Raw genomic sequence first — 15785 nt, 5'->3', positions numbered from 1 at the left:
CTCTAGGCAATGGAAACTTCTGGTTCCGACCATTTTCCGGTATAGTGTAAAAGCAAAGCAAAATCTTATCTATACTGGAATAAAGGAGATCGGTACTACATGAAAATTTTATTGATCAACGGTTCTCCTCATAATAAAGGGAATACGTTCCTTGCTTTGGATGAGATGCGGAAAATCTTCGATCAGGAAAATATCCAGGTGGAATGGCTCCAGGTGGGGAATCAGCCCATCCGAGGCTGTCTGGGCTGCCGGGTCTGCTATCGGACCGGGAAATGTATCATTGACGATCTGGTGAATCGGGCGGCCGGCCTTCTGGAAGAAGCTGATGGTGTAGTGGTAGGAAGCCCAGTCTATTTTGCCCAGGCCAATGCCACGCTAGTAGCGTTCCTGACCCGGCTGTTCTACAGCACCCATTTTGACAAGACCATGAAGGTGGGAGCCAGTGTGGTGGTAGCCCGTCGCGGCGGTTTGTCAGCCACCTTTGATGAGCTCAATAAGTTCTTTACCTTATGCGGCATGCCACTGGCTTCCAGTCAGTACTGGAACAGTGTCCATGGGCAGATGCCCGGAGAGGCCCTGCAGGATCCGGAAGGACTCCAGACCATGCGGACGCTGGCCCGGAATATGAGTTTCCTGATGAAGAGCATTGCCCTGGGGAAGGAAAAATATGGTCTGCCGAAAAAAGAAGTCCCCCATTTTACCAATTTTGTTCGCTAGAAGAGGTGTCCAATATGCAAAAAAGAATGATAGGAAAAAGCGGTATCTGGGTGAATCCGGTGGGGCTGGGCTGTATGGGTTTCAGCCATGCCTACGGTTATGCCATGGATGAACAGGAAACCATCACGGTTTTGCGCCAGGCCCAGGAAATGGGATACGACTTCTTTGATACGGCTGAAGTCTATAAAGGGACGTTGGCTGACGGGCGACTATCCTGGAACGAAGAAGTGGTGGGCAAGGCCCTGGCGCCGGTACGCCAGCAGGTGGTCATCGCCACCAAGATGGGGATCCGGATCAATCCGGATCAATCTCTGAGCACCGATGCCCGGCCGGAAGCCATCCGGAAAAGCTTGGAAGGCAGCCTGAAACGGCTGGGCACGGATTATGTGGATGTGTATTACCAGCACCGGATCGACCCTGTTGTGGAACCGGAAGTGGTGGCGGATACCATGGCCCGGCTGATAAAAGAAGGCAAGATCCGGGCCTGGGGAATTTCAGAAGCCAATGAGGACTATCTGCGTCGGGCCAATGCGGTCTGTCCGGTGGCAGCCATCCAGAACCGGTACTCCATGATGGCTCGCTGGCATGAAAACCTGTTCTCGGTATGTGAAGAACTGGGAGCTTCTTTTGTGGCCTTTTCTCCCATGGCCAACGGCTTCCTGACAGGAAAATACACGAAGGCCGGTCAGTTTACGGATAAGAAGGATTACCGTTCCAAGATGCCGCAGTTTACGGCAGAAGGAGAGGAAAAAGGAAAACAGCTCCTGGAGCTGCTCCAAGAACTGGCAAACCAGAAAAAGGTTTCCATGGGGCAATTGTCCCTGGCCTGGATGCTCTGCAAGAAACCGTATATCATTCCCATCCCCGGCTCCCGGAAAGTTTCCCGCCTGAAAGAGAACTTCGAAGCGGCCCGGGTGGTCCTTTCTCCGGAGGAAATCAGCCGGATCGACCGGGCACTGAACCGGATGGAACTGCCGGTGTTCGGAGGCAGCAAGCTCGTTTCCAAATGAACAGGAAGTATCGACAGCGTACTAGACACTGATAACCTGTACGTTACAGGCTGTTGCCGGAGAGAAACTTCTGCAGCAGCCTGTTTTCTTTTATAATCGAAGCAACACAGAAAAACAAGCAAGAAAGGTTGGAGTAGATATGAACATCTTATTTATCAATGGAAGTCCGGAAGCCAATGGAAACACGGCAGCCCTGGCACAGACGCTACTGAAAGAATATGAGTACAAGACCCTGAATCTGGTGGAGTATCGGATCAATGTGTTTGGGCAGAAACTGCCGGGAGATCAGTTCGAAGAAGTCCTGGACCGGATCCGGGAAGCAGATGTGCTGGTCATTGGTTCTCCGGTATACTGGCATAATATCTGCGGATCCGTCCGTACGCTGCTGGATCGGTTTTATGGCCCTGTGGAAGAAGGCAGCCTGAAAGGGAAACTGTTCTTCCTGTTCCAGGGAGCTGCACCGGAAAAATGGATGCTGGAAGCGGGAGATTATACCATGGATCGTTTTGCCCGGTTGTATGGTTTGACCTACGAAGGGATGGCCACCAATCAGAAAGAGGCAAAGGCACTGGCGGCCAAAATCCGGTAAGGAGACACAGTATGGAAGAAGTAACCTTGAACAATGGAATCACCATGCCGCTGGAAGGCTTCGGTGTTTTCCAGATTACGGATCCACAGGAATGTGAAGAAGCCACCTGGGGGGCACTGAAGGCCGGCTATCGGATGATCGATACGGCAGCGGCCTACGGCAATGAAGAAGCTGTGGGCCGGGCCATCCGGAAAAGCGGGATTCCCCGGGAGGAAATCTTTCTCATTTCCAAATTGTGGCTGCAGGATTATGGGTATGAGAATGCCCAGAAAGGCCTTGAGACATCTCTGGAAAAATTGGACCAGGAATATGTGGATCTGTATCTGCTGCACCAGCCTCTGGGAGATACCATGGGTGCCTGGAGAGCCCTGGAGGATGCCTATCAGGAAGGGAAAGTCCGGGCCATCGGTGTAGCTAATTTTTCGCCGGCCCAGCTAACCGATTTCTGTGAAAGCGTCACGCTGCGTCCGGCTGTGGACCAGGTGGAAATCCATCCGTTCCTTACCCAGGAAATGGCTCTGACCACCATGAATGAATATGGGGTCCAGCCCCAGGCCTGGGCACCCCTGGCAGAAGGAAATTTCGGCATTTTCTCCCATCCGCTGCTGGCGGAAATCGGGAGACGGTATGGCAAGTCACCGGCACAGGTGGCTCTGCGCTGGAATGTGCAGCGGGGGATTTCCGTTATCCCGAAAACCACCCATTGCCAATATATGAAACAGAATTTGGATATCTGGAATTTCCAGCTGACGGAAGAGGAAATGGCCCAGGTAGGCTCTCTGGATCTTGGACACAGTGAAATCGTGGATGTCAGCAATCCCACTTTCATCCGGAACCTGCATTACTGGAAAATCCACGCGTAAAAAAGCTGCCTAGCAGGCAGCCTTTTTCATAACAGAAAGGAGAAAATCATGTGCTTTATGAATCGCTTCCGAATGGAAGTGCAGGGATATACCTTCAAGGTCATATTCGGGATGATTCTGATTCTGACCGTTTCCACCGGAAAATTCTGCTGAAAAAGAAGGAAGTAGTTACTACCGGAGAGAATAAGGAGTATAGAGGATCTTAGAAAGGATGAAACAATATGGCAAACCCCTTGTACAATCCCCAGCTCCTGACGTTTCTCAAAGTAGCAGAAGCGGGAAGTTTCAATAAAGCGGCCGAGGAGCTGTTCATCTCTCCTCCGGCGGTCATCAAGCAGATCAACCTGCTGGAAAATACCCTGGATCTGCGGTTGTTTAACCGGTCTCACAGAGGCCTTTCCCTGACTACGGCCGGGGAATCTCTGCTCCAGGATGCCAAATATCTGGTACAGTACTGCGATGATTCCATTCAGCGGGCTCAGGCAGCCCGGGAAAAGGAACATCAGGTGATCCGCCTGGGGGCCAGTCCCATGACACCTGTGGATTTCCTGCTGGACCTGTGGCCCAGTCTCCAGGAAGTGAGTCCGGATATCCAGTTCCATCTGGTGCCCTATGACAATACACCGGCCAATGCCCGGGAAATCCTGAAAAATCTGGGGCAGAACATCGATGTTGTGGCAGGGGTATATGATGAAGGCATGTTCCATGTACACAGTTATTGCACCGGCTTTCCCCTGCAGGATCAGCCCATGGAAATCTATATGTCGGTGATGCACCCGCTGACGAAGAAATCCCTGCTCCACTGGGAGGATCTGGAGGGACAGACCCTGTGTATGATCCAGCCCGGCTGGAGCAGCCAGATGGACAAACTGCGGGGGGATATCACGGTGAACCATCCGGGAATCAAAGTGCGGAATTTCCCCTTTTACAGCCTGGAAATCTTTAATAACTGCGTGAACCAGGGAGAACTGCTGGTGGGCTTTCCCATGTGGGAAAACACGCATCCCCTGCTGACCAGCCGCACTGTGGACTGGGAGTATAAAATGCCCTATGGCATCCTGTATAACCCCCAGCCGTCGGAAGCGGTCAAGCATTTCCTGAAAGCCCTGCGTACGGTGCTGGGCATCGGACAGAAAAAGGATAAAAAATAAGGAGCTGTGGAATGATGTGACCCCAAAAAGTTAGACCTTAGTAACGAGATGGTTTTTACTGTCTCGTTACTTTTTTATGCTGCCAGCAAAGAAAGCCTGTATTGAACAGGACTTTTCCAGCCCAGTTTTTCCTTGATCCTTTGCTCGTTATAGTATTTGATGTATCGTTCGATAGCGGCTTTTAGTTCTTCGTAGCTGTAGTAGATCACTCCATAATACATTTCCTGTTTCATTAAGCCGAAAAAGTTTTCCATTACAGCGTTATCATGACAGTTACCCTTTCGAGACATGCTCTGAAAAATTCGTTCTTTTTTTAGTTTCCTGGTATAGGCCTTCATTTGGTATGCCCAGCCCTGATCGGAGTGAAACGTTCTTCGATATGGACAATCAGCAGTAATTTCGATTGCTTCAGCTTGAGCTTTCAGTATGCTTTCAGCCGAAGGACGTTTGGCTATTCCATAGCTGATGATTTCATCATCGAACATGTCCAGGAAAGGATCCAGATAAAGCTTGTGCAGGGTCAGATGTCCCTGTGTATCTACTTCATAATATTTGAATTCTGAAGTATCGGTCGTAATCTTCTGATGTGGGATATTCGTCTCAAAACGACGATGTATTCTATTCGGAGCAATGGTCCCTACCTTACCCTTATAGGAACTGTATTTACGGCTTTTCCGGGTAAAGGATGTTACCTGAAGGCTCAGTTTCTGCATGATACGTTGAACTTTCTTCTTGTTCACGCAAATCCCTTGATTCTTCAGCTCACCGGTCATGCACCGATATCCATAATCTTTATGCTGGCTGCGGATTTCCTGTATTTTATCCTCTACTTCCTGGTCTGGATTCACGCGGTCAAACCGTTTCTGCCAGTACATATAGGTCGCTTTGGGCATTTGAGTATAGGAGAGAAGGTCTTTCAATTTGAATGATCTTCGGAGACTGGAGATGATTTTCGCAACTCTCTCATTTTTGCTTCGTCCTCTAAACGCAGTCTCCTCAGTTCTTTTAAAAAAGCATTCTCTATACGGAGTTTAAGATTTTCATCCTCTAACTCCTGGACATGTTCCACACTGATGTCGACCATCGGCTGCTGAACCTGGGTATCTGTTTTTTTGGTTTGAGATTTGTTCAAAGTTCTCTTCCTGCCTTTTTTATGTGACCGTAACGCTTCCGGCCCCGCAATCTTGAATTCGTTGACCCATCTGGCAATCATGGATGGATTATTGATCCCTACTTGAATTGCCAGTTCCTGATATGAGATTTCATTTGTTAAGTAAGACTCTACCACAGAAAGTTTTTCTTTGAAAGAGTATATTTTTTGAGAGCGGGATCTCTTCAGTCCATTATCTCCAAATGCCTTGTAAGCAGAAACCCACTTTAGCAGCTGGCTGCTGCTTGTCATCCCATATTTACGTGAAATAGAAATACACCCTTCGTCACTGTTCAAGTATTCCAGTACTATTTTTTTCTTAAATTCATAGCTGTATTTTGCCATAAAAAACTGACCCCCAATTGTTAGATTTTTGGTCTAACAATTGGGGGTCAGCTCAGAAATCATTCACAACTCCTTATTTTTTATGTACTTATTTACATTCTTCCAGTACCTGCAGCAGTTCTTCCCGGCTGAAGGCTTTGCAGCATCCACCGGTCAGGATGGTGGTATCAGCTACCGCTTTCAGATCGGTGTTCGCAGGGATGCCCAGCTCCCGGAAATTGGTGGGCAGGCCGATTTCTTTGATGAAGGCGGCCAGCTTTTCCAGGAAGGCTTCTGCCAGGGCTTCCTGGTTCTTGCCTTCGGCAGGGATCTGCCATACATTCGTTGCTAGACGGGCGAATTGCGCCGCAGCAGACGGCAGATAATGCCGGTACAGTACCGGATGCAGTACGGCCAGGCCTCTGCCGTGATTACAGTTGGTGTAGGCTCCCAGCTGGTGTTCCAGCATATGGCACTGGAAATCGCCCTGTTTCCCGATCTTCAGGATGCCATTTTCAGCCATGGCGGCGGCCCATACCAGTTCGCTGCGGGCTTCGATATCCTGGGGATCCTTCAGGGTTTGACGGATATTGCGGATGATATTCCGCTGGCAGGCTTCGTTGATTTCATCCGAAAGATTGACCGTACGAGGATTGCCCAGGTAGGTTTCCATACAGTGGCTCAGAGAGTCGAAAGCACCGGAAATCACCTGTTCCAGCGGCATGGTCAGCGTATAGGCCGGATCCAGGATGGCGAACCGATAGTAGGAACCGGTCAGGGGAGACTTGCTCTTTTTGGCTTCGTGGGTGATGACGGCCCCGTTGTTCATTTCGGCTCCGGTTCCGAAGGCCGTGACCACGGCTCCCATGGGGATAAATTGGCTGGGAACCTGTTTCTTGCTGTATTCATAGTCCCAGATATCCTCGTCCAGGAGGGCCTGGGCAGAGACGATTTTGCAGCAGTCGATGACGGAACCACCGCCCACAGCCAGAATGAAGTCGATTTTCTTTTCCCGGGCCAGGCGGGCGCCTTCCTGGACTTTTTCGTAGGTGGGGTTGGACATGATTCCGGAAAAATCCACGATTGTCTTTCCGGCGGCTTCCAGCAGCTGGGTCAATTGGGTATAGACACCATTCCGCTTGATGGAACCGCCTCCGTAAGCCAGCAGTACATTGGGTCCGACCTTGGCCAGCTCACCGGGCAGGGATTGGGCAGCAGCGCCTTTCCCGAAATAAGTCTTGACAGGATACGCATACGTAAATGGATTCATGATGGATGTTCCTTTCTGTAAAGTCTGTGTGGTTTTGCTTTCGCTGTTATCACTGTAGTACCCGGGAGTCGCTACCGGTCAAGATTTTTTTTGTGAAACCTTCAGTAGAAACCTGAAGGTTCGTGCCTGTTAATCAGGGGAATCTTCTGTATGAGAAGGATTTCTTTATAATAGAAGATGCATCGGGGCGAAGGACTCTCCACTTTCCCGATGTTTGGTACTGATGAATCGGCATGGGGCCTTGAAAAGCCCCTTGACCGGTTGTTCGCACCGGATGCTAAAGTAAAAATTAATTAATAACAAAAGGAGATGGCGGTAATGTACACCATGAAACAGGCATGCGAGGCATCCGGATTACCTTATGAAACATTGAAATTCTATTGCAACGAAGGACTGGTCCCCAATTTGAAACGGGATCGGCTGAACCGGCGGATCTTCGATGATCGGGCTGTAGGCTGGATCAAGAGCCTGAAATGCCTGAAAGGTTGCGGGATGGGTATCAAGGAGATGCGGGATTATATGGTCATGTGCCTGGAAGGGAAAAAATCCATCCCGGAACGGATGACGATGCTCCAGAAAAAGAAGGAGGATTTAAAAGCCCAGATCCGGCAGGTGGAACAGTCCATCAAATATATCGAGAAAAAAGAGAAATTCTATCAGGACGTCCAGACGGGAAAAATCAAATACACAAGCAATCTTCTGCCGGAAGAGGACGAAGGGCAGGAATGAGACTGAAGGGAACAAAGCTCCCGGGCTGAAGGAAAGGAAAGAGAAAAAAGGGAATGATGATGCGGCAGATGGCGGGGATGGCGGTGGTCCTCAGTGTGATGACGGTCCTGGGGGTACGGTTGGGAAGTGCGGCAGCGGAAGCAAGGGCGCTGGCTGCCCCTCCGGCCATTGCTCAGGTGGAAAAAGAACTGAGACATTCCAAAGGTGCCATTTTTCCGGTGGGGATGTATAACGCAGGGAATGCGGCCCATTTTACCGGCTACAGTTATGCGGCTGCCCTGACGGATGGGAAGAAAGTCCCGGTGGTGAATGTGACCTTTTACCGGGGATCCCACACCTACTGGCATCGTCATTTTGGGACCTGCCAGATCCTGGTGGGAACTTCCGGTCATGGGTATTACCAGATTTGGGGACAGAAGCCCCAGAAACTGGAACCGGGACAGACCGTAACCATACCGGAAGGTGTGAAACATTGGCATGGCGCGGCACCGGGACAGAATTTTCAGCATGTGGTCGTTATGGAACCCGGTTTCCACACCACCCAGTGGCTGGAACCTGTAGATGAAAAAACATACGAAGCGCTGGCAAATTAGAAATCACAGAAACAGAATGCAGGAGGATTTGGAACGATGCTTGTATTGCAGCAAATGATTATTTTTGTATTGTTGATGTTGGTGGGAGCCTGGGCACGGAAAAAGCAGATCCTCACTGAGGAAAACCAGGCCCAGATTACTCAGCTGGTGCTGAATATCGCCTATCCGGCCATCATCCTGTCCGGAGTTACCGGAGAAGGACCGCATATCGCTGGCCCTGAACTGCTCCAGGCAGGGGGCGTGATCCTGGGGATGCTGGCGGTCCTGCTGGTGGTGGCCCGGGTACTGCCCCGACTGCTGGGCTTCCCCAAAGCTGAGAAGGGGATGGTCAATGTAATGACGGTCTTCACCAACATCGGTTTTATGGGCGTTCCCATGATCGACGGGATTTACGGAAAAGATGCCCTGATCTATATGACGCTGCTGCTGATTCCTTTCAATCTGCTCTTCTTTTCCTATGTAATCCAGACGATCAAGGGCGGAGGTGCACAGGCTGAACCCTTCCGGCTGAAGAATCTCCTGAATCCGGGGATGATTTCCTGTGTACTGGCCCTGATCATTTATCTGGGGCAGATCAAGCTGCCCTATGTACTGACGGCTTCCATCCGGATGCTGGGAAGCATGACGGGCCCTCTGGCCATGATGCTGCTGGGGGCGGCCCTTCTGGAAACGGATTGGAAAACCATGGTGAACCGGCGGATCCTGGTTTATACTGGAATCAAGATGCTGGTGTTGCCCATTGTGGGGACGCTGGCCCTGAAAGCTTTTGTGGACAATACGTACCTGCTGGCCACCTGTATGGCTACGCTGGCTACCCCTTCGGGCAATGTACTGCCGCTCCTGGCAGCTCTGTATAATAAAGAAGCCTATCCGGTTTCCGTCCAGTGTGTGGCACTGACTACGGGTGCGGCTGTGGTGACCATGCCGCTGGTGGCACTGGCTGTGGGATTGGGGTGAAAGCATGAAAATCAGAGAAAAAGCAACTTTGGGCATATTGGCCAGTGTGCTGGCTTTTTCTAGTGGCATCCTGGCGCCTGTTCCGGTCTGGGCCGCAGGGGCTGCTTCACAGCCTGCAAAACGGATCCAGCAGGTTCCCTTCCAGGCAGGTCCCGGGATTGCGGTGGCCAGGACCCGTGCAGGATTGGTACAGGGTTACAAACGGCAGGGCATCTATACATACCATGGAATCCCCTATGCGGAGGCTGAGGAACGGTTCCAGCGGGCCAAACCGGTGAAACCCTGGCAAGGGATTCGGCTGGCTGTGGAGTATGGTCCCATTGCCCAGCAGGAAAAAGGAAGCTTCCCCACCAGCAACTGGGTGGAACCCGGACGGGATTTCGCCATGAGCAACAACAGCCAGAACTTGAACGTGTGGACGCCGGGAATCCATGATGGAAAGAAACGGCCTGTGATGGTCTGGCTCCACGGCGGTGGTTTTTCCAACGGTTCGTCGGCAGAATCCCCTGCCTATGATGGGGAGAACCTGAGCCGCCGGGGCGATGTGGTGGTGGTTTCCGTCAACCATCGGTTGAATGTGCTGGGTCATCTGGATCTTTCCCAGTACGGAGCCAAATACAAAGATTCGGCCAATGTGGGCATCACCGATCTGGTGGATGCATTGCACTGGGTCCAGGATAACATTGCAGAATTCGGAGGAGATCCCCGGAATGTGACCCTGTTCGGGGAATCCGGCGGGGGAGCCAAAGTCCTGGCTCTGATGACCACTCCGGAAGCCAAGGGGCTGTTCCGGAAGGGCATCGTGGAAAGCGGTGCCGTGGAATCCATGGGACCGTACTTCATGCCCCGGCAGCAGAGCCGGCGGATTGCCCAGCTGACCCTGCAGAACCTGGGGCTGGCACCGGCGCAGGTGGACCAGCTGGAAACCATTCCCTATGACAAGCTGGCCCAGGCTTCTGATGCAGCCCTGGCTCAGGCCGGCAAAGAATTCGATGTACCCCTGTGGGATCACAGCGGGTACGGACTCAGCTGGGAACCGATCATCGATGGCAGTTTCCTGCCCACCAACCCGGCCACGGACCAGGGCTTTGCGGAGGCAGGGCGTGACATCCCCCTGCTGATTGGGAGCAACCGGACCGAATGGAGCAATTTCACGCTGCTTTTGGACCTGCAGCACAGCCAGTCGGATAATATCTATTCCTGGAATCAGCAGCAGATCGAAGCGGCTCTGGATAAAAAATATGGAGAACAAAAAGAAGCCGTGGTGCGCGAGTTCCTGAAAGCCTATCCCAACAAGACCCGAGCCGATGCGCTGTATATCGACACCATGATCCGTCAGCCCATCCTGAAAGTGGCCCGGCACAAAGTGGCCCAGGATGGGGCCCCTGTCTACAACTATCTGTTCACCTGGGATTCTCCGGTAATGGGTGGCTCCTATATGTCCTATCATACGGCAGAGATTCCCTTTGTCTTCCATAATATTGATAAACTGGAAGCCCGTATCGGAGACGGGGCGGATGCCCGGAAACTGCAGGATCAGATGAGCGATGCCTGGATTGCTTTTGCCCGGACCGGAAAACCGGCGGTGCCGGGAGGCCCGGAATGGAAACCGTTTACACGGAAGCAGGAAAATGTCATGATCTTTGACGACCAGGTCCGGCTGGCTGATGCACCGGACTATGCTCTGCTGAAATTGGTGGATCCTGGGTATCAAGATTCGTTGCCACCAATTGACCGGTAGTTACTACCGGGTGCTATCCTGTAAAATAGAAGAAAAAATAACAGTAAATCCAATTGCTTTGTAAAGAAAGGAAGGGCTAGTATGAAAATCAACAGATGGGTAACCGGAGCCATCCTCCTGGGACTGCTCCAGGCGGCACCGGCCTTTGCCATGAAACCGGTGACGATCGTGGACCAGGGCAGCTTTGCGGCTGGCGGAAAAGTCGTTACCGCGCCTGGAAAATTCAACGTGAATGCGGATCCCAAAGCCATGGGCGGGCAGACGCTCCACGGGGATCACGCCTATGCGTTCTATCAGGTCCCCCAGCATGCCCACAAGAATGCCCTGGTGTTCCTCCACGGGTATGGCCAGAGTGCCAAAACCTGGGAAACTACGCCGGATGGACGGGGCGGTTTCCAGAATATCTTCCTGGAAAAAGGGTATAAGACCTATCTGGTGGATGAACCCAGAAGAGGGAAGGCAGGTCGGTCCACGGTACCGACGACCATTTCGGCAACCCCGGATGACCAGCTCTGGTTCGACAATTTTCGGATGGGCCAATGGCCGGAAATCTATCCCAATGCAGCCATCCCTCATACCCAGGAATACCTGGACCAATTCTTCCGCACCATGACGCCGGATACCGGGTCCTTTGACGGGAAACTGGTGGCAGACGGGGTGACGGCCGTCTTTGAAAAAGCCGGAGACGGGGTACTGATTACCCATTCTGCCGGCGGTGGTCCGGGCTGGCTGGTGGCTGCTCAGTCTCCTCATGTAAAGGGTGTCATCGCCCTGGAACCGGGGACATTCCCCTTCCCGGAAGGCGAAGTTCCGGCTGTGGAGGAAACCACCAGTCCCTGGCCAGCCAAAGGGATGGCTGTCAGCAAAGAACAGTTCCAGAAGCTGCTGAAGATCCCCATGGTGGTCTATTTCGGTGATAACATTACCGGCGGGGATAAACCGTTGGCGAACTGGGGATTCGATAACTGGCGTGTCCGTCTGAACCTGGCTCGGAAATGGGAAGCGGTCATGAAGAAATACGGCGGAGACGCCCAGGTGATCCTGCTTCCGGAAAAAGGCATCAAGGGCAATACCCACTTCCTGATGAGCGATCTGAACAACGGGCAGGTGGCCAATGAAATGGAACGGTGGATGAAGGAAAAAGGCCTGACAAAGTAAGGAAAGAGAACCATGAAAAAACAAGTGATGCAGAAAACAATGGCGGCCCTGGCTCTGACCATGAGCCTGGCGACCTGTGTCCCGTCCGGGTTCGCAGCTGCGGCAGCAAAGCCCCAGGCTCCCCTTGTCATCGCGGAACAGGGAAGTTTTACAGTGGGCGGAAAGACACTGGCCCATGACTGTACCTTCTCTCCGGAACATTTCCTGGAACCCCAGGGTCAGACGGCTTATGGGGACCATGCCTATGTGGAATACCAGAAACCGGTCCATCCCCGGAAATACCCTCTGATTTTCCAGCATGGGGGTGCCCAGACCAAACGGACCTGGGAAACCACACCGGATGGACGGGAAGGCTTCCAGACCATTTTCCTGCGGAAGGGGTATACTACCTATATCCTGGATCAGCCCCGAATCGGGGAAGCCGGACTGGCCCTGCAGGCCGATAACGGTAAGAACCCCTATGCGGCCAATCCCATGTATGCCGATCATACCATGTATATGCTCTGCCGGCTGGGGACGTTCAAGGATGGCAAGCCGGTGGCTTTTGCCAATTCGGCGTTCCCCAAAGATGCGGAAAGCGTGAACCAGTTCCAGCGGACCTGGACGCCTTATACCGGCCAGCTGGATGATGATGTGAGTGCAGATGCCCTGGCGGCTCTGTTCGAGAAAACGGGGCCGGCCATCCTGGTGACCCATTCCATGGGCGGTACGGTGGGCTGGAGAACCCCGTTCCGTACGGATAAGGTAAAGGCCATCGTGGCCTTCGAACCGGGCGGCAGTCCGTTCCTGTTCCCGGAAGGGGAAGTGCCGAAGGCAGAAATCCCCGTCTATGCACCGGTCCAGGCTACGGCCAAGGGTGTGCCTCTGGAAGATTTCCTGAAACTGACCCGGGTTCCTATGATCCTGTTCTATGGAGATAACATTGCGGACAAACCTACGACGGAAGTGGGACCGGATAAATGGCGCAGTGAAATGGATATGGCAAAGAAATTCGTGGCAGCGGTGAACCGCCACGGCGGCGATGCCACGCTGGTCCATCTGCCGGATATCGGGATCAAGGGGAATACCCATTTCCTGATGAGTGACCTGAACAACCAGCAGGTGGCGGAGCAGATGGAAAAGTGGCTGGAGCAGAAAGGCCTGGCCAAATAAGGAGAAGGTCCTGTGAAAAAGACAACTTTATGGAAAAGACTGGCCGTAGGCCTGACTCTTGTGGGCATGTTGGGAGGCAGTGGAATGGCACTGGCAGCAGAAAGTACCTTGAGTGGATACGACCGGGCGGCTGCTGCCCGGAAAACCTATGAAAAGATGATGGGACGACAGACAACCGGATTGGAAAAGACCGATCCGGAACTGGATGCCATGCTGAAGGAATATATCTATGGCGATATTGCCCGGCAGGCCAAACTGCCCAGCCGGGAACAGCATCTGCTTACCCTGGCGGTGTTGGTGACCCAGCAGAACCAGAGTCTTCTCGATAAAAATGTGCAGGGAGCCCTGCAGGATGGGGTCAGTCCCCTGGAAATCCGGGAAACTGTGTATCAGCTGGCACCCTATATCGGTTTCGGCCGGGTGGCGGACGCCATGACGACTGTGAATGGCGTATTCCGCAAAAATGGAGTGGCCCTGCCTCTGCCGGCGGACGGAACCACCACGGATGAAGACCGGTTCGACAAAGGTCTGGCCTTCCAGGTGGGGACCTATGGGGAACGGATCAACCAGATGCGGGCCAACACCCCGGAAGAACAGAAGCACCTGCAGGATGATCTGTCTGCCTTCTGTTTCGGGGATATCTATACCCGGAAGACACTGGATCTGAAGACCCGGGAAATGATCACAGTGGCTGCCATCGGGACCCTGGGGACCGGTGAGCCCCAGTTCATTTCCCATGTACGGGGTCTGCTGGCCGCCGGGGCCTCCAAAGAAGAGGTCATCGGGGTGATCACCGTGATGAATCCCTATATTGGATTCCCGCGGACCCTGAACTGTCTGAAGAACGCCAATACAGTGTTTGCGGAGAAATAAAGGAACAGGAGACTGTGAAGAGTTTTCACAGTCTCCTTTTTTCTTTGGACAAAAATGCGGTACAATAGGAAGAACCAATCGTTGCTAAAGGGGAGTCACACATATGATCTATTATTTTTCGGCCACGGGGAATTCCCTGGCCATGGCAAAGCAGCTGGGCGAGGCTCTGGAGGATTCCTTCCAGTCCATCACCCGGGTTAGCGAGAAAGCTCTGCAGGGCGAAACCATCGGGCTGGTGTTCCCGGTGTTCTATGGGGATGTACCGGTGAACGTGGCAGAATTCGTCCGTACCCATGAGTTTCCCAAAGACGCCTATATCTATGCCCTGGCCACCTGCGGCAGTTCCTGGGGTCGCACGTTCCGGACCCTGCAGAACCTGCTGCAGGCGCAGGGCTGCAGGCTTTCCTGGAGCCGGGCCGTGCCTCTCATCGCCAACAGCACCATCTGCGGCAGGTCCCACATCGGCTACGATCTGCACAAGCTGGACAAGGAACCGGAAGTAGTGAAGGAAGCGGTCGAAGCCATCCGGAACCGGAAAGAAGATCACAGCCTGGAAACCGGGTCCCTCATGGCCAGCCTGTTCGACAATCCCATCGGCCACGCCATCGGCGACTGGTACATGCGCATCCAGGTGGATCCGGACCGGTGCAAAAAATGCGGCGAATGTGTGCGGCCGTGCCCGCAGCAGAACATCACGATGGGAGAGAAAGCGGCCGTCATGGGGAAGGACTGCATCCAGTGCCTGGCCTGCCTCCACGGCTGCCCGTACCAGGCCATCACCGTGCGGGGCCGGGTGGTACTCAAGGAAGACCAGTGGCGTCACCCGAGAGTGACGGTGCAGGAACTGGAACGGGAGGCGCGATAAAAGAATGGACGAACGCTTTGCGAAACAGCTGCGGTTCATCCTGGAGCTGGACAAGGAAAAGACCATATTGCGGCAGACTCATCTCACCGGGTACAAACGGCAGGAAGACGATGCGGAACACGCCTGGCACATGGCGGTGATGGCGTGCCTTTTGAAGGAATATGCCAACGAGCCCTTTGACCTGGCCAAGACCCTGCTCATGATCTTGCTCCACGATGTGGTGGAAATCGACGCTGGGGATACGTATGCCTATGATGCGGAAGCGGTGAAGAGCCAGCGGCAGCGGGAAGAAAAGGCGGCGGACCGGATTTTCGGCCTGCTGCCCGAGGACCAGGCCAGGGAATTCCGGGCCCTTTTTGAGGAATTCGACAGGGGAGATACGCCGGAAGCCCGGTACGCCCACGCCCTGGACAACTTCCAGCCCATCCTGCTGAACGATGCCAATGACGGCAAAGACTGGCGGGCCCATCAGGTGCATCGGCAGCAGGTGGAAAAACGCAATGCCCGTACCCACGAGGGCAGCGAAAAAATCGGGAAAGCCGTCCAGGCCATCATCGATAGAAACGTGGAAAAAGGGAACTTGCTGCCATAAAAAAAGGGGCTGTGAAATAATACTTCACAGCTCCTTAAATTCGCCAGCGTA

At 53.1% G+C, this 15785-nt stretch carries 17 protein-coding genes; 14 read left to right on the top strand and 3 right to left on the bottom strand.

What is annotated here, in order from left to right:
* Positions 1 to 99: 99 nt before the first annotated feature.
* The 5 genes from BQ5462_RS02500 (at position 100) to BQ5462_RS02480 (ending at position 4330) form a co-directional block, all read left to right on the top strand.
* Entirely contained in the window at positions 100 to 717 is a 618-nt protein-coding gene (locus BQ5462_RS02500) for a flavodoxin family protein (protein WP_071141869.1), read from the top strand.
* A gap of 14 nt (positions 718 to 731) precedes the next feature.
* Positions 732 to 1727, top strand: coding sequence for an aldo/keto reductase (locus BQ5462_RS02495; protein WP_071141868.1), 996 nt, complete (start codon positions 732 to 734; stop codon positions 1725 to 1727).
* Between the two features lie 139 nt (positions 1728 to 1866).
* Positions 1867 to 2316, top strand: a complete 450-nt coding sequence (locus BQ5462_RS02490) for a flavodoxin family protein (RefSeq protein WP_071141867.1) — start codon at positions 1867 to 1869, stop codon at positions 2314 to 2316.
* Between the two features lie 11 nt (positions 2317 to 2327).
* Positions 2328 to 3179 carry an aldo/keto reductase gene (locus BQ5462_RS02485; protein ID WP_071141866.1) on the top strand — a complete coding sequence of 284 codons (852 nt, stop codon included), beginning with the start codon at positions 2328 to 2330 and terminating at the stop codon, positions 3177 to 3179.
* A 221-nt stretch (positions 3180 to 3400) separates the two neighbouring features.
* Positions 3401 to 4330 (top strand): LysR family transcriptional regulator, encoded by a 930-nt coding sequence (locus BQ5462_RS02480; RefSeq protein ID WP_235819556.1) that lies wholly within the window; start codon positions 3401 to 3403, stop codon positions 4328 to 4330.
* Between the two features lie 74 nt (positions 4331 to 4404).
* Here BQ5462_RS02480 and BQ5462_RS11600 read toward each other — a convergent pair whose 3' ends face one another.
* The 3 genes from BQ5462_RS11600 to BQ5462_RS02465 all read right to left on the bottom strand — a co-directional run bounded on the left by BQ5462_RS11600 (position 4405) and on the right by BQ5462_RS02465 (position 7074).
* Entirely contained in the window at positions 4405 to 5277 is an 873-nt protein-coding gene (locus tag BQ5462_RS11600; protein ID WP_407923320.1) for an IS3 family transposase, read from the bottom strand.
* The gene (locus BQ5462_RS11595; RefSeq protein ID WP_071141865.1) at positions 5247 to 5825 is read right to left on the bottom strand and encodes a helix-turn-helix domain-containing protein; all 579 of its coding nucleotides are present in this window, start codon (positions 5823 to 5825) and stop codon (positions 5247 to 5249) included. The genes BQ5462_RS11600 and BQ5462_RS11595 overlap by 31 nt, the downstream gene beginning before the upstream one ends.
* 88 nt (positions 5826 to 5913) lie before the next feature.
* Positions 5914 to 7074 (bottom strand): iron-containing alcohol dehydrogenase, encoded by a 1161-nt coding sequence (locus BQ5462_RS02465; protein WP_071141864.1) that lies wholly within the window; start codon positions 7072 to 7074, stop codon positions 5914 to 5916.
* 318 nt (positions 7075 to 7392) lie between these two features.
* On the opposite strand from BQ5462_RS02465, the gene BQ5462_RS02460 reads away from it, so the two are divergent.
* From BQ5462_RS02460 to BQ5462_RS02420, 9 genes are all read left to right on the top strand, one after another.
* Positions 7393 to 7803 carry a MerR family transcriptional regulator gene (locus BQ5462_RS02460; RefSeq protein WP_071141863.1) on the top strand — a complete coding sequence of 137 codons (411 nt, stop codon included), beginning with the start codon at positions 7393 to 7395 and terminating at the stop codon, positions 7801 to 7803.
* A 53-nt stretch (positions 7804 to 7856) separates the two neighbouring features.
* Positions 7857 to 8396, top strand: coding sequence for a cupin domain-containing protein (locus BQ5462_RS02455; RefSeq protein ID WP_083378042.1), 540 nt, complete (start codon positions 7857 to 7859; stop codon positions 8394 to 8396).
* Between the two features lie 36 nt (positions 8397 to 8432).
* A complete protein-coding gene (locus tag BQ5462_RS02450) occupies positions 8433 to 9353 on the top strand; it encodes an AEC family transporter (protein ID WP_071141862.1) in 921 nt (306 codons plus the stop codon).
* A gap of 4 nt (positions 9354 to 9357) precedes the next feature.
* The gene (locus tag BQ5462_RS02445) at positions 9358 to 11094 is read left to right on the top strand and encodes a carboxylesterase/lipase family protein (RefSeq protein WP_071141861.1); all 1737 of its coding nucleotides are present in this window, start codon (positions 9358 to 9360) and stop codon (positions 11092 to 11094) included.
* A gap of 81 nt (positions 11095 to 11175) precedes the next feature.
* A complete protein-coding gene (locus BQ5462_RS02440) occupies positions 11176 to 12252 on the top strand; it encodes an alpha/beta hydrolase (protein WP_071141860.1) in 1077 nt (358 codons plus the stop codon).
* A 12-nt stretch (positions 12253 to 12264) separates the two neighbouring features.
* Entirely contained in the window at positions 12265 to 13404 is a 1140-nt protein-coding gene (locus BQ5462_RS02435) for an alpha/beta hydrolase (RefSeq protein WP_235819553.1), read from the top strand.
* Between the two features lie 12 nt (positions 13405 to 13416).
* On the top strand, positions 13417 to 14277 hold the full coding sequence (locus tag BQ5462_RS02430; RefSeq protein ID WP_235819551.1) for a carboxymuconolactone decarboxylase family protein: 861 nt from the start codon (positions 13417 to 13419) through the stop codon (positions 14275 to 14277).
* A 103-nt stretch (positions 14278 to 14380) separates the two neighbouring features.
* Positions 14381 to 15142: an EFR1 family ferrodoxin gene (locus tag BQ5462_RS02425; protein WP_071141858.1), complete on the top strand. Its 762-nt coding sequence runs from the start codon at positions 14381 to 14383 to the stop codon at positions 15140 to 15142.
* Between the two features lie 4 nt (positions 15143 to 15146).
* Positions 15147 to 15734, top strand: coding sequence for an HD domain-containing protein (locus BQ5462_RS02420; protein ID WP_071141857.1), 588 nt, complete (start codon positions 15147 to 15149; stop codon positions 15732 to 15734).
* Positions 15735 to 15785: the final 51 nt, after the last annotated feature.

Origin of the sequence: Acidaminococcus timonensis (genome assembly GCF_900106585.1) — a bacterium.
GTDB classification, from domain to species: Bacteria; Bacillota; Negativicutes; order Acidaminococcales; family Acidaminococcaceae; genus Acidaminococcus; species Acidaminococcus timonensis.
This window is presented reverse-complemented; position numbering and strand designations above follow the sequence as displayed.